Consider the following 12,139-nt stretch of genomic DNA (forward strand, 5'->3'; position numbering starts at 1 on the left):
GCGGCCTTCGGTCGGGTTTTGCCGAATCTTTCTTTCCAACGCGCGCGATCTCAATTGAAAAGCGCGGCGGAACGGATCATCTTCGGGGGGCCATGTTCCGCCTGTTGGGGCATGGCCTATCACGACAGATGAGACCACGTATGTTCGACCGTCCGCAGCGCAACAGCTTCCGCGCTCCCGAGATCACCCAGCGCAACATCCGCGCCACCGTCAAGTGGTTCAACGCGACGAAGGGCTTCGGCTTCGTCACGCCCGAAGACGGCTCGCCGGATGCCTTCCTGCATTCCACGGTTCTGCAGTTCTGCGGACACGACAGCCTGCCCGAGGGTGCCACCATCACCTGTGACCTGTCCCGCGGCCCGAAGGGCCCGCAGGTCGCCACCATCCACGACGTCGACACCTCGACCGCCAGTGAGTCCCCGCGCCCGGCGGCGCGTGCTCCCCGCGGCGACAGCTACGGCGGCGGTTACGGCGGTGGCGGCAGCTACGGCGGCGGCAGCAGCTACGGCGGCGGCGCCGGCGGCGCCGAAGAGACGGTCGACGGCACCGTGAAGTGGTTCAACGTGTCCAAGGGCTTCGGCTTCATTGCCCCGTCCACCGGCGGCAAGGACATTTTCATCCACATCCGCGCTCTGGAGCGTTCGGGCCTGGACGTGCTCGCCGACGGCGAGCAGGTGCGGGTGACCGTCCGCCAGGGCGTCAAGGGTCCGGAAGCGCAGCGCGTCGAAGTGGTCTGACGTCGAACAGCCGGGTCTGAGGGGGCGGGGCGGACCCATCCCCTCACGTCCGGTCGCGGAAGCAGCACCATTTCCCCTGCCGTCGCGATCCGTCAACAGGGTTCGAGACGGTGAGTGGGGCACAAAGAAAAAGCCCTCCGTTCCACTGGAACGGAGGGCTTTTTTGTTGGGCCGCGCCGAGGGAGGGGCTTACGGCCGCCCGATCAGCGTGCCCATCAGGCGGGTGCGGATGGCGGCGACGGCGCAGTCCAGCGGGCGGTCGGCGTCCGGCTTCGACGGGGCGGCGGCCACGTCCGGGCACAGGTCCTCGATCCGCCAGGCGCGCGGCGGCGGCGGCGGGGTGGCGTGCGGGTCGCAGGTCGCCGGGTCGGGGTGGGTTTCCTCGCTGTTGTCGTTGGCCGGCTTGATCTCCAGGTTCGGCGACACGCCGAAGCAGTCGACCAGCCCGCCGGACGGGCGGAAATAGCGCGCGGTGGTCAGCCGAATGCCGATGTCGCCGGACAGCGACGAGATGGTCTGCACCGACCCCTTGCCATAGCTGCGCGTGCCGAACAAAAGCGCCCGGCTGTGGTCCTGAAGGGCGCCGGCCACGATCTCCGACGCCGAGGCCGATCCGCTGTTGACCAGCAGGACGATGGGCAACCCGGCCAGCAGATCGCCCGGCGTGCCGGTGTAGCGGCGGTTCTCGTCCGGATCGCGGCCGCGTACCGACACGATGTCCACCGCCTCCAGGAAGCGGTCGGCGACGTTCACCGCCTGATCGAGCAGGCCGCCGGGGTTGTTGCGCAGGTCCAGCACCGCCCCGGCCAGCCGGCCATGGGCCTGCCGGCGCATGTCCTCCACCGCCTCGTCCAGCGCGTGTGAGGTCTGCTGGTTGAAGGCGGCGATGCGGATGTAGGCGACGTCGCCCTCCAACCGGTAGCGGACGGGCTGGATCTTCACGATGGCGCGGGTCAGCGACACCCGGAACGGGGCGTCGGGGCCGCTGTTGGCGGCGTTGTTGCCGCCGTTGCGGCGCATGGTCAGGGCGACGGAGGTGCCGACCGGGCCGCGCATGCGCGCCACCGCGTCGCGCAGATTCATGCCCTTGACCTGCGCCTCGTCGATCCGGGCGATCAGGTCGCCGGTGCGCAAGCCGGCGCGGGCGGCGGGAGAGCCGTCGATGGGGGACACGACGCGGATCAGGCCGCTGTCCTCGTCCATCGTCACCTCGATGCCCAGCCCGCCGAACTCGCCCTGGGTCTGCTCCCGCATGTAGCGGAAATGCTCCGAGTCGAGGAAGGCCGAGTAGGGGTCGAGGGAGGTGAGCATCGCATCCAGCGCCGCTTCGGTCAGCACCCGGTCAGTGGCTCCCGGCTCCTCCTTCTTCTTTTTCTGGAGTCCGGCGACCGCCTTGTCGACCAGGATCTGCGGCGTGCCCGGCTTCACATGCTCGGCCAGCACGCGGCGCAGGACGTCGGAGAAGAGGAGATAGTTGCGGTCCGCCGGGGAGGGGAGGCTGGAGGTGCCCTTGGTTTTCGCGAATTCCTGCCGGTAATGGTCCAGCGCGATGCTGGTGTCCGCGCGGGAGGCGGGCACCACCGCGCAGGCCGGTCCCATCGCCACCATCAGCAGCAACAGCGCCGCCAGCAGTTTCGCCATCCTGCGCCCCTCTTGACTGGCCGGCCCGGCCGGCGGAATCAAAGCCATCAACGCGACTGCAAGCCTTATTGTACCAGGGGTTTCGCCTGCCGGACGCCCAAGGCCGGTGCGTCTGTGCTTTCGTACGGCGGAACATGGCCTTTCGGCCGGTCCCGCCGTTCGTCCATCCGCAACCTAGCACGTTGACCGGGCAATCTCAAATCCTGCCCCCTGGTGCCGCGGGACCCGTCGCATCGCCCAGGATAGGATATGTGTCTCCGCCCCCCGCACCGCCACTCTCCGGGCGGGGGAGGGCTGCAGCGCGGTGATTCTACGCCTTAATAGGCACCTTTTCCGCTGAGCATCACGCCGACCGTGCGCAGCAGGATGCGGATGTCGCCCCACAGACTCCAGCCCAGCAGATAGGCGGTGTCGAGTTGGACGCGCCGGCCGTAATCCACGTCGTTGCGGCCGCTGACCTGCCACAGCCCGGTCAGTCCGGGGCGGCATCGCATGTAGAAGGGGAAGCAGACGTGATAGCGCGCCACTTCCTCCTGCACGATGGGGCGCGGGCCGACCAGACTCATGTCGCCGGACAGAACGTTGAAGAGCTGCGGCAACTCGTCCAGGCTGGTGCGGCGCAGGAAGCGGCCGATCCAGGTGATGCGGGGATCGTTGCGCAGCTTGCGCGTGGCCTCCCACTCGGCGCGGGCTTCGGCGTCGGATTCGATCAGCTTTTCGAAGACCTCCGGCGCGTTGACCACCATGGAGCGGAACTTCCAGCAGGTGAAGTCCCGGCCCTCCGTCCCGATGCGCCGGTGGCCGAACACCGCGGGTCCGCCGTCCAGCGTGATGAGAAGACCGACGATCAGCATCAGCGGCCCGAAGAACAGGATCAGCCCGACCGCCCCCACGAGGTCGAAGGCCCGTTTCACCCGGTTGAGGTGCAGCGGTGGCGTGGCCGGCAAGCGCGCGACCAGTTCCGCGGCGGACGCCGTGCCGGCAAGCGTGGCCGGCTCCAGCGGTGCAGCACCCAACTGGATGGACTGCGGAATACCCATCGATCCCCCGTACTCACAATTCGGCTGGCGGAAACACGACCGCCTTCCGGGGGAGGCAACGCGTGAGGCGCGTCCGGGGTCCCCCGGCTGGGCCGATCCGCCGCAGTTCCATTGCGGTACGCCGGGTGGCGTGAGCGAAGCCGAAGGGGTGCCCCTTTCGGCGCAAGCGGAGGCTCAGCAGATGCGGGGAAGCTGCTCGCCGGACAGCCAATCGACGATGCGCTTGCCGCCGAAGCGCGTCTCCATCTGCACGAAGCGGTGGGAGTCCTCGACCACCGTGCCGACGACCGCGGCATCGACCCCCAGCGGATGGGCGTGCATGGCCGACAGAAGGCGTTCGGTGTCCTCGGCTGCGCAGATGGCGATCAGCTTGCCTTCGTTGGCGACGTAGAGCGGATCGAGACCCAGGAGTTCGCAGGCGGCTGCGACCTCAGTCTTCAGCGGGATGTCGGCCTCGCGCAGCAGCATGCCGACTCCCGACTGGTGGGCGATCTCGTTCAGCGTCGTTGCCAACCCGCCGCGGGTCGGGTCGCGCAGGACATGCACGTCCGGCACCGCCGCGACCATGCCGGCGACCAGCCCGTGCAGCGCGGCGCTGTCCGACCGGATGTCCGTCTCGAAACTCAGATTTTCGCGGGTGGACATGATGGCGACGCCGTGGTCGCCCATGGTGCCGCTGACCAGGATCGCGTCGCCGGGCCGCGCCCGCTCGCCGGACGGGGCGACGCCGGGCGGCACCACGCCGATGCCGGTGGTGGTGATGAAGACACCGTCGCCCTTGCCGCGCTCCACCACCTTGGTGTCGCCGGTCACGATGGACACGCCGGCCTCACGCGCGGCGTGGGCCATGCTGTCCACCAGCCGCTTCAGGTCGGCCAGCGGGAAGCCTTCCTCCAGGATGAAGCCGGCGGTCAGGTAGAGCGGCACCGCCCCGGCCATGGCGACGTCGTTCACCGTGCCGTGCACGGCCAGCGAGCCGATGTCGCCGCCGGGAAAGAACATGGGCGAGACAACGAAGCCGTCGGTCGTCATCACCATGCGCCCGGTGGGCGGGTCGAAGGCCGCCTGGTCGTTGCCCTGGTCGAGCAGCGGGTTGGCGAAGGCGGCGGCGAACAGCTCCCGGACGAGCTGGGCCATGGCCTTGCCGCCTGATCCATGGCTCATGTCCACGGTGCCGCGGGCGAGGTCGAGCTTGCGGGTGAAGAGGCGGCGGTCGGTCATGGCGGGGTCCACAAAGTCAGGCGGCATCCGAGGCGGGCGGCAAGGTACCGATGCCAGTGCCGGTTTCGGCGAGCAGGGCGAGCGTGCGCTCCGCCTCCTCCGGGTCGAGCTTGGACAGGGCGTAGCCGACATGGACGATCACATAGTCGCCCACCGTCACCCCCTCGACCAGCGCCAGGGAGCAGGCGACCTTCACCCCGCCCAGGCTGACGGTGGCGCGGTCGTCCTCCAGAAGCTCGATCACGCGGGCGGGAACGGCGAGGCACATGGGAGTGGTCCTTCCTGAAGCAAACTCTGCATGGCGATCCAGGCCTGTCCCAGGCTGAGCCCGCCGTCATTGGCCGGTGCCTGGCGCGGCAGCAGCGCGGTGACCCCGCGCGCCGCGAAGCCTGCGCTCAGCCCCTCCGCCAGAACGGCGTTCATCAGGCAGCCGCCCGACAGGGCGATGCGGTCGAGGCCGCGCGCCGCCAGTTCCGGCATGGCCCAATCGACCAGCGCCGCGGCCAGGGTGCCATGGAACCGGTCGGCCCCCTCCTGCGCATTGATCTGCAACAAACTTTCCAGCAGGGGGGTGAGGTCAAGCACGCCGCCGTCGATCCGCCAGCCGCCTTCCAGCACCGTGGGGCGGCGGACCAGCGATTCCAGGGCCATCGGCGCCTCGCCTTCGAAGCCGGCGACCGCACGGACTCCCAGCAGGCCGCAGGCGGCGTCGAACCAGCGCCCGCAGGAGCTGGTGGGCGGCGCGTTGACGCCCGCCTCGATCATCCGCCGCACGCCCTCCGCCGGGCCGCAGGCGGCGAAGCGCTGGGCGATCTCCGCGCCGCGCCCCATGCGGGCCAGTGCTGCCGCCGCCATCCGCCAGGGCTGGCGCGCCGCCACGTCACCGCCCGGCTGGGCCAGTGGCGCCAGATGGCCGAGGCGCGTGAAGCGGGTACTCTCCACCAGCAGCATCTCGCCACCCCAGGACCCGCCGTCCGCCCCAAGCCCAAACCCGTCCAGCGCCAGCCCCAGCGCCGGGCCGTTCACGCCGTGTTCGGCCAGCACCGCGGCGATGTGGGCGTGGTGATGCTGCACCGGCAACGTCGGTAGGCCGAGCGATTCGGCGAAGCGGGTGCTCTGGAAGTCGGGGTGAAGGTCGTGGGCGACGGCTACCGGCTCCACCGCCAGGATGCGGCGCAGATGGGCGACGCTCTCCTCAAGGAACGCCAGGGTCGCCGCGTTGTCGAGGTCGCCGATGTGCTGGCTGAGGAAGGCTTCGTCGCCGCGGGTTAGGCAGACGGTGGCCTTCAGGTGCCCGCCGACCGCCAGCACCGGCGGCCCGGCGCATGGCAGGCGGATGGGCGCCGGCGCATGGCCGCGCCCCCGCCGCAGGAAAACCGGTGCGCCCGCCACCACCCGCATCACGCTGTCGTCGGCGCGGATCAGGATGTCGCGGTCATGGTCGACGATCAGGTCGGCGATGCCGTCCAACCTCCGCCGCGCCTCGTCGTTGCCGATGGCGAGCGGCTCGCCGCCGGGGTTGGCGGAGGTCATGACCAGGGCGAGGTCCTGCGGCCGCTCCAGCCACGCCGTGCCGTCGAGGCGTCCGGCGGCCTCGTGGAACAGCAAATGATGGATCGGCGTGTAGGGCAGCATGACGCCCAGCCAGTCGAGACCGGGGGCGATGGCGTCGGGAAGGGTCCGCACTGGCCCCCTCCCTAACCCTCCCCCGCTGCGCAGGGGAGGGGATTCGAGTCCCTCCCCTGCGCAGCGGGGGAGGGTTAGGGAGGGGGCCCGCGAAGCGGGAAGGGTTGGGGTCTCACGCCGCCGCAACAGCACCACCGGCCGCGCCACCCCCTCCAGCAACGCCCTCTCCGCCGCTCGGACCTCCACGAACCGCTCTGCGGACACGGCGTTGGCGACCATCAGGGCGAAGGGCTTGCCGTTGCGCTGCTTGCGTGCGCGCAGCCGTTCCACCGCCGCCGCGTCGAACGCGTCGCAGGCGAGGTGGAAGCCGCCCAGACCCTTGATCGCGACGATCCGTCCGCTGCGCAGCGCGGCCAGCACCTCCTCGATGGCGTGGGACAGGCGTGGGCCGCAGGCTGGGCAGGCGGTCGGCTGGGCGTGGAAACGACGGTCGGTGGGGTCGGCGTATTCGGCGGCGCACTCCTGGCAGAGGGGAAAAGCCGCCATCGCGGTCCAGGGCCGGTCGTAGGGCAGGCCGCGCGTGATGGTGAAGCGCGGCCCGCAATGGGTGCAGTTCAGGAACGGATAGCGGTAGCGCCGATCCTCGGGATCGAACAATTCCGCCAGACAGGCCGGACAGACCGCGGCGTCGGGGGCGACGCCGGTCGTGACCGCTCCGCTGTGCGAAGCCAGAATCGCAAAACCCGCCTCATCGGGACGGACGGGACATTCTGCCGTTTCGACCGCGTCGATCCGCGCCAGTGGAGGCGCTTCCTTCACCAGCGCCGTGAGAAGCCGTTGAAGGGCTTCGCCCTGCACCTCCGCCAGCACCCCGGCCCCGTCGTTCAGCACCCAGCCGGTCAGGGCGAGGCGGTGCGCCAGCCCATGCAGGAAGGGCCGGAAGCCGACCCCCTGCACCTGCCCGCGAACCCGGAGGCGAAGCCGTTTCACCGCGCGGCGACCGCCACGCCCGCGCCGATCATCAACGTGCCGGCGCCCTGGTTCAGCGCCTTCATGGCCCGCTCGCTGCGGAAGAGATGACGGGCGCGCGACGCCGCCATGGCGTAGGCCAGCAGGACGGCGCTCAACACGCCCACCACGATGCCGGCCATCAGCACGGCGTCGGTGGCGGAGACGCGGGTCAGATCCACGAACGCCGGGAGAAAGGCCATGTAGAACAAGATGGTCTTCGGGTTGGAAAGGGTCAGGGCCAACCCGCTTGCGAAGCCCCGCAACTGCGCGCCTTCGGCCTCCGGCGGGTCTCCACCGAGGGTGACGGGCGCGCGCCACGTGCGGACGCCCAGCCAGATCAGGTAACCGGCGGCGGCGAAGCGCAGCAGGGTGAACAGCTCCTCGAAAGCGTGGGCGACGGCGGCCAACCCACCGAGGGCGAGCGCCAGCAACACGAGGTCGCCCACCACCATTCCGGCGAGGAAGCCCAGATTGCGCCGCCATCCCAGGGCGAGGGAGCGGGCGACCACGGCGAAAATGCCGGGTCCGGGGGTGGCCATGAAGTACAGGCAGGCCCCGGCCATCAGAAGGAAATCGGCGGGGCTCATGCGCCGCGTCCCGCCACCGCTCTCGCAAGCCCCTCCTCGATCCAGCCGTACCAGTCCTCAAGCCCCTGGCCGGCGGTCGCGGACAACTCGATCACGCGCAGGTTCGGCTTCAACTGGCGAGCGTAGGCGATCATGCGCGCCACGTCGAAGGTCAGATGCGGCAGCAGATCGACCTTGTTGACCAGCAGCAGGTCGGCGCCGGCGAACATCGCCGGGTATTTCAGGGGCTTATCCTCCCCTTCCGTCACCGAGAGCACGACGACCTTGTGTGCCTCGCCGAGGTCGAAGCCGGCCGGGCAGACGAGGTTGCCGACATTCTCGATGAAGAGGACGCTGCCCGCCTCCACCGGCAGGCGCCCCACCGCCTGGGTGACCATCTGGGCGTCGAGGTGGCAGCCCTTGCCGGTGTTGACCTGGATGGCCGGCGTGCCGGTGGCGCGGATGCGGTCGGCGTCGAAGGAGGTCTGCTGGTCGCCCTCGATCACCGCCATCGGGAAGCGGCCCTTCAGGTCGGTCAGCGTGCGGGTCAGCAGGGTCGTCTTGCCCGAACCGGGGCTGGACATCAGGTTCAGCACGAACACGCCCTTCGCCGCGAACAGCTGGCGGTTCACCGCGGCGAAGCTGTCGTTCTTGGCGAGGATGTCCTGTTCGATGGCGACCAGCCGGGTCTGCGACATTCCCGGCACCTCCGTCCCCGCCGGCCCGCGGCCGAGGTCGATGGTCCCATGGTCGTGCCCATGATCATGGCCATGGTCGTCGCCGTGCGTGTGCCGGTAGACCTTGCCGTCCGGACCGACATGCTCGTGGCTGTGGTCGTGATGATGATGGTGGTCATGATCATGATGATGGTCGTGACCGTGGTGGTGATGGCCATGCGCATGGCCGGCTTCGATTTTCGTTTCGCCTTCGGCGCAGCCGCAGACCGTGCACATCACTCCACCTCCAGTTCCTTGACGCGCATTTCCTCGCCGCCGGTCACCATCAGCTGGTGGCCGCCGCAGTCCGGGCAGGGGGCCGACCGCTCGGGCAGCGGGACCGGCTTCTCGCAGGACAGGCAGAAGGCCCGACCCGGCGGGCGTTCGATGTCCAGGACGGCGCCCTCCGCGATGGTGCCGCGGCTGACCGCGTCGAAGCCGAAGGCGATGGCCTGCGGTTCGACGTGTGACAGGGTGCCAATGACCAGCCGCACCGTCTTCACCGTCGTGAAGCCCTGGGCCGCGGCCTGATCGCGGATCACATCGATGATGCCCTGGCTGAGCGCCAGCTCGTGCATGGGTCAGTCCTCGTCCTGGATCGTGATGACGGAGGCCACGCAGGGGTCGAGCGCGGCCACCAGAAGGCCCGTGCGCTCGGCCAGAGCGCCGTTGGCCGAAGCGCCGGCCAAGCCCTGGGCCAGCGGTCCGTCGGTGGCGAAGTTCCATTCGGTCGGTGCCACGATGCGGCAATCGGCGATGCGGCCATCCTCAAGCCGCAGCCAGTGGGCGAGGCGCCCGCGGGCCGTTTCGACGACACCGCTTCCCGCGCCGCGCCGCGCAGTGCCCGTGTCCGGAGCCGGTTCGGCGTCGTCCAGGCGCTCTGCCCAGGTCGTCAGGCGCTCCGCCAGTCCCGCCAGCTCGACCAGCCGGGCGGCGGTGTGAGCGGCGAGGCCGGTACCGTGCCGGGCCAGCAAGCCGGCGACCAGCGGATGCGCGCTCTGGCGGGCCAGCGGGCCGGTGTGGGCCGGCGCGCCGTCCTGCCGGGGAACCTCGGAAAACGCGGCGTCGGCGGACAGCCGCTCGCCGAACCAGAATGCGGGATGCGGTTCCAGCGCCGGCACGTCGCAGGCGCCGAAACCCGCCATGACCGGCGTCAGGACGCGGTGCATCAGACGGGCGGCGGGCGTCGCACCGGCACCGGCCCAGCGCTCCAACGCCGTCCTGTCGGTGGGAGCCGGGCCGGCGAAGACGGCGCGCTCCACCCCCTCGCGCAGAGCCGCAATGGCGGCGGTCAGGGCGGCGCGGTCGGGCCGCAGCGAGCCGCCGCCGGGACGCAGCCCGTCACGGGCCGGGTAGAGCGCGGGATGGATCGCCGTGACCGTGGCGCGTAGGCCCGCCACCTCCTTGGGCTGCAGGGCTTCGCCGAGCCGTGCCGGCCAGTCCATCAAAACTTGCCACGCATGGTTTGTCACGGATTCCGCGTCGGCCAGCAGGGCGCGGGCGGCGGTGTGCGGTCGGGCGTCGAGGCCGAGCGCAGCCTCCAGGGCCTCGACCGCCGCCAGCGACTGGGCGGTGCCGCACAGGCTGAACAGCAGCGGCACGAGGCGCATCGCCTCGTCGGGCGTGCGTCCGCACAGGGCGTGGGCGGCGGCGGGGCGGCGGACCTGCACCGACACGGCGCGCACACGCCCGGCGGCGGTGCCAAGCCGTACCGACACGTTGCCCTCCAGCCCGGCGCCCGTCCCGCTCATCGGCGTCCAGCCCCGAACAGGGAGCGGCGGGACAGGGCGGGCTTCGCCGCCTCCGCATCGCTTGCCGGCGACGGCTCGGTCTGTGGCGCCAGTTGCTGCGGCTCCCGCATCAGATGGTCGAGCGCCAGGACCGCGGCGGCGCGGGCGTCCTCCTGATCGGTGAACACGTTCATGGCCGAGGCGAGCGGGATAACCGCCAGCGTTCCCAGAACGCCCACCCGCGCCGCGGTGAAGCGGTAGGCGCCGGAGGGCAGGGCGATCTCCATCTTGTCGCCGTCGCGCCGCTCCGCCCACAAGGCGGGATCGCACGGGATTAGCACGGCGTTCAGGAACCAGGGGGCGATGACGCAGCCGATCCAGCCCGGCCCGTGGGGGCGGAACCCCAGCGCCTCCACCGCCAGGGCGGCATTGCAGATGGGAACGCCGGCCATGTCGCGCTCCGCGATCAGGCGGTAGCTGGCGATCAGGGCGGCGACGCGCGCGTCCAAGGGATCGCCTCCCGGCGGGGCCGCGACGGTGAAGCCATGCTGAGGGCCGCCGCAACCCGGGCAGCGCCAATAGTCGGGCAGACCGCCGAAGGGCGTTCCCGGCGGCACCTCGCGCCCCGGATCGCCCGCCGCGGGGTCGTAGACCGCGCCACAGGCCCCACAGGCGGGACGCGCGTCGGCGGCGAAGCCCGCCTCGGGGGCGCCGGGGGTCATGCCGTTGCCTTTTCCGTTTCCATGAGGTCGGCGAACAGATGGTCCACGTTTTCCCCCTTCGCGGCCAGCAGGATGGCGTCCAGCGCGCGGTTCAGCGGCTCCACCTCTTCGACCTCCAGGGGGCGGACGGCGCGGTCGAGATGGACCAGGACCCAGCCGCCTTCCCGCACCTCCTCGATCAGCATGACGTTGACGCGCCGCTCCTCGCCGCGGCCGGTGCAGCGCGCGGTGAAGCCATCGGTTTCCAGGACCTGCATCGGGATGCCGAGACACATGCGCGCGTCCTCACGCGGGGAAGCCGGTCGTCGTGACACTGGCGACCTAACCGCGGCATCTTGACCGGGGGTTGAATCCGCACATTGATGTGCGTCAAACATGCGGTCCGACGCAATTTCATGGCGCTCCGCCATTTCCAATCGGAACGGTTCTGCTAAAGTGGCGACCGCTTCGCGCGCGATGGGGTAGGGGTCGGTCGTGCGCCGCTCAACGATACAGCAGGGGTTTTCACGAATGAAACGCATCGCTCTCGCGTCGGTCACCGCGGCGGCGGCCCTGGCCACGCTGCCCAACGCGGCGCTCGCCCACACCTTCGGCGCCCACGATGCCGGGTTCGTCCATGGGTTCATGCACCCGGTCGGTGGCTGGGATCACCTGCTGGCGATGGTCGCCGTCGGCCTGTGGGCCGCGCAACGCGGCGGCAAGGCCCTGTGGGCGCTGCCGGTGGCCTTCGTCGGCGCGATGATCGGCGGCGGCCTGCTGGGGGTGGCCGGCATCGACCTGCCGCAGGTCGAGCTTGGCATCGTCCTGTCCGTGGTCGCCCTGGGCGCCCTGATCGCCCTGCAGTCCCGGCTGCCGCTGCTGGCCTCCGCCGGTGTGGTCGCCCTGTTCGCCGTGTTCCACGGCCACGCCCACGGCGCCGAGATGCCGGAGGCGGCGGAGCCGCTGCTCTACGGCCTGGGCTTCGCCCTGTCCACCGCGCTGCTGCACGGGGCGGGCATCGGCGCCGCCCTGTCGCTGCGTCGTCTGGTGGAAGGCCGCAAGGGCGCCCTGGCGCTTCGCGGCACCGGCGCCGTGGTCGGTCTGGCCGGCGTGGCGCTGCTCGCGCTGGGCTGATCCGGCGCGCCGCCTT

At 70.7% G+C, this 12,139-nt stretch carries 13 protein-coding genes; 2 read left to right on the top strand and 11 right to left on the bottom strand.

The genetic code is table 11. The annotated features are described in order from the left end of the window. Positions 1–140: 140 nt before the first annotated feature. Positions 141–737 (top strand): cold-shock protein, encoded by a 597-nt coding sequence (locus JJL56_RS00735; protein ID WP_145627150.1) that lies wholly within the window; start codon positions 141–143, stop codon positions 735–737. A gap of 189 nt (positions 738–926) precedes the next feature. On the opposite strand, the gene JJL56_RS00740 is transcribed toward JJL56_RS00735, so the two are convergent. The 11 genes from JJL56_RS00740 to JJL56_RS00790 all read right to left on the bottom strand — a co-directional run bounded on the left by JJL56_RS00740 (position 927) and on the right by JJL56_RS00790 (position 11,285). Then, on the bottom strand, positions 927–2,378 hold the full coding sequence (locus JJL56_RS00740; protein ID WP_145627148.1) for a S41 family peptidase: 1,452 nt from the start codon (positions 2,376–2,378) through the stop codon (positions 927–929). Positions 2,379–2,695: 317 nt separating this feature from the next. After that, the gene (locus tag JJL56_RS00745; protein WP_145627147.1) at positions 2,696–3,418 is read right to left on the bottom strand and encodes a sugar transferase; all 723 of its coding nucleotides are present in this window, start codon (positions 3,416–3,418) and stop codon (positions 2,696–2,698) included. A gap of 174 nt (positions 3,419–3,592) precedes the next feature. Continuing rightward, positions 3,593–4,639 carry a hydrogenase expression/formation protein HypE gene (gene hypE / locus JJL56_RS00750; RefSeq protein ID WP_200483821.1) on the bottom strand — a complete coding sequence of 349 codons (1,047 nt, stop codon included), beginning with the start codon at positions 4,637–4,639 and terminating at the stop codon, positions 3,593–3,595. Positions 4,640–4,655: 16 nt separating this feature from the next. Then, on the bottom strand, positions 4,656–4,907 hold the full coding sequence (locus tag JJL56_RS00755) for a HypC/HybG/HupF family hydrogenase formation chaperone (RefSeq protein WP_145627143.1): 252 nt from the start codon (positions 4,905–4,907) through the stop codon (positions 4,656–4,658). Next, entirely contained in the window at positions 4,880–7,255 is a 2,376-nt protein-coding gene (locus JJL56_RS32870; RefSeq protein ID WP_200483822.1) for a Kae1-like domain-containing protein, read from the bottom strand. The genes JJL56_RS00755 and JJL56_RS32870 overlap by 28 nt, the downstream gene beginning before the upstream one ends. Beyond that, entirely contained in the window at positions 7,252–7,863 is a 612-nt protein-coding gene (locus tag JJL56_RS00765; RefSeq protein WP_145627139.1) for a LysE family translocator, read from the bottom strand. Before JJL56_RS00765 ends, JJL56_RS32870 begins: the two co-directional genes overlap by 4 nt. Further along, complete coding sequence (gene hypB / locus JJL56_RS00770; protein WP_200483823.1) at positions 7,860–8,795, bottom strand: hydrogenase nickel incorporation protein HypB; 936 nt, start codon at positions 8,793–8,795, stop codon at positions 7,860–7,862. The genes JJL56_RS00765 and hypB overlap by 4 nt, the downstream gene beginning before the upstream one ends. Beyond that, the gene (gene hypA, locus JJL56_RS00775; RefSeq protein WP_145627136.1) at positions 8,795–9,136 is read right to left on the bottom strand and encodes a hydrogenase maturation nickel metallochaperone HypA; all 342 of its coding nucleotides are present in this window, start codon (positions 9,134–9,136) and stop codon (positions 8,795–8,797) included. The genes hypB and hypA overlap by 1 nt, the downstream gene beginning before the upstream one ends. Positions 9,137–9,139: 3 nt before the next feature. Then, positions 9,140–10,309: a nickel-dependent hydrogenase large subunit gene (locus JJL56_RS00780; RefSeq protein WP_200483824.1), complete on the bottom strand. Its 1,170-nt coding sequence runs from the start codon at positions 10,307–10,309 to the stop codon at positions 9,140–9,142. After that, positions 10,306–11,010 (bottom strand): [NiFe]-hydrogenase assembly chaperone HybE, encoded by a 705-nt coding sequence (gene hybE, locus JJL56_RS00785; RefSeq protein ID WP_200483825.1) that lies wholly within the window; start codon positions 11,008–11,010, stop codon positions 10,306–10,308. Before hybE ends, JJL56_RS00780 begins: the two co-directional genes overlap by 4 nt. Then, entirely contained in the window at positions 11,007–11,285 is a 279-nt protein-coding gene (locus JJL56_RS00790) for a HypC/HybG/HupF family hydrogenase formation chaperone (protein WP_200483826.1), read from the bottom strand. The genes hybE and JJL56_RS00790 overlap by 4 nt, the downstream gene beginning before the upstream one ends. A gap of 235 nt (positions 11,286–11,520) precedes the next feature. Here JJL56_RS00790 and JJL56_RS00795 point away from each other — a divergent pair, with 235 nt between their 5' ends. After that, positions 11,521–12,123 carry a HupE/UreJ family protein gene (locus tag JJL56_RS00795; RefSeq protein WP_145627131.1) on the top strand — a complete coding sequence of 201 codons (603 nt, stop codon included), beginning with the start codon at positions 11,521–11,523 and terminating at the stop codon, positions 12,121–12,123. Positions 12,124–12,139: the final 16 nt, after the last annotated feature.

This window comes from Azospirillum aestuarii (assembly GCF_016632405.1).
Lineage (GTDB): Bacteria > Pseudomonadota > Alphaproteobacteria > Azospirillales > Azospirillaceae > Azospirillum > Azospirillum aestuarii.

Bases quoted from the DNA above. Each gene is read 5' to 3' on its own strand.
- JJL56_RS00790 (WP_200483826.1), bottom strand. From the start codon at position 11,285: ATGTGTCTCGGCATCCCGATGCAGGTCCTGGAAACCGATGGCTTCACC.
- JJL56_RS00765 (WP_145627139.1), bottom strand. From the start codon at position 7,863: ATGAGCCCCGCCGATTTCCTTCTGATGGCCGGGGCCTGCCTGTACTTC.
- JJL56_RS00755 (WP_145627143.1), bottom strand. From the start codon at position 4,907: ATGTGCCTCGCCGTTCCCGCCCGCGTGATCGAGCTTCTGGAGGACGAC.
- JJL56_RS00740 (WP_145627148.1), bottom strand. From the start codon at position 2,378: ATGGCGAAACTGCTGGCGGCGCTGTTGCTGCTGATGGTGGCGATGGGA.
- JJL56_RS00795 (WP_145627131.1), top strand. From the start codon at position 11,521: ATGAAACGCATCGCTCTCGCGTCGGTCACCGCGGCGGCGGCCCTGGCC.
- hypB (WP_200483823.1), bottom strand. From the start codon at position 8,795: ATGTGCACGGTCTGCGGCTGCGCCGAAGGCGAAACGAAAATCGAAGCC.
- JJL56_RS00780 (WP_200483824.1), bottom strand. From the start codon at position 10,309: ATGAGCGGGACGGGCGCCGGGCTGGAGGGCAACGTGTCGGTACGGCTT.
- hypA (WP_145627136.1), bottom strand. From the start codon at position 9,136: ATGCACGAGCTGGCGCTCAGCCAGGGCATCATCGATGTGATCCGCGAT.
- hypE (WP_200483821.1), bottom strand. From the start codon at position 4,639: ATGACCGACCGCCGCCTCTTCACCCGCAAGCTCGACCTCGCCCGCGGC.
- hybE (WP_200483825.1), bottom strand. From the start codon at position 11,010: ATGACCCCCGGCGCCCCCGAGGCGGGCTTCGCCGCCGACGCGCGTCCC.
- JJL56_RS00735 (WP_145627150.1), top strand. From the start codon at position 141: ATGTTCGACCGTCCGCAGCGCAACAGCTTCCGCGCTCCCGAGATCACC.
- JJL56_RS00745 (WP_145627147.1), bottom strand. From the start codon at position 3,418: ATGGGTATTCCGCAGTCCATCCAGTTGGGTGCTGCACCGCTGGAGCCG.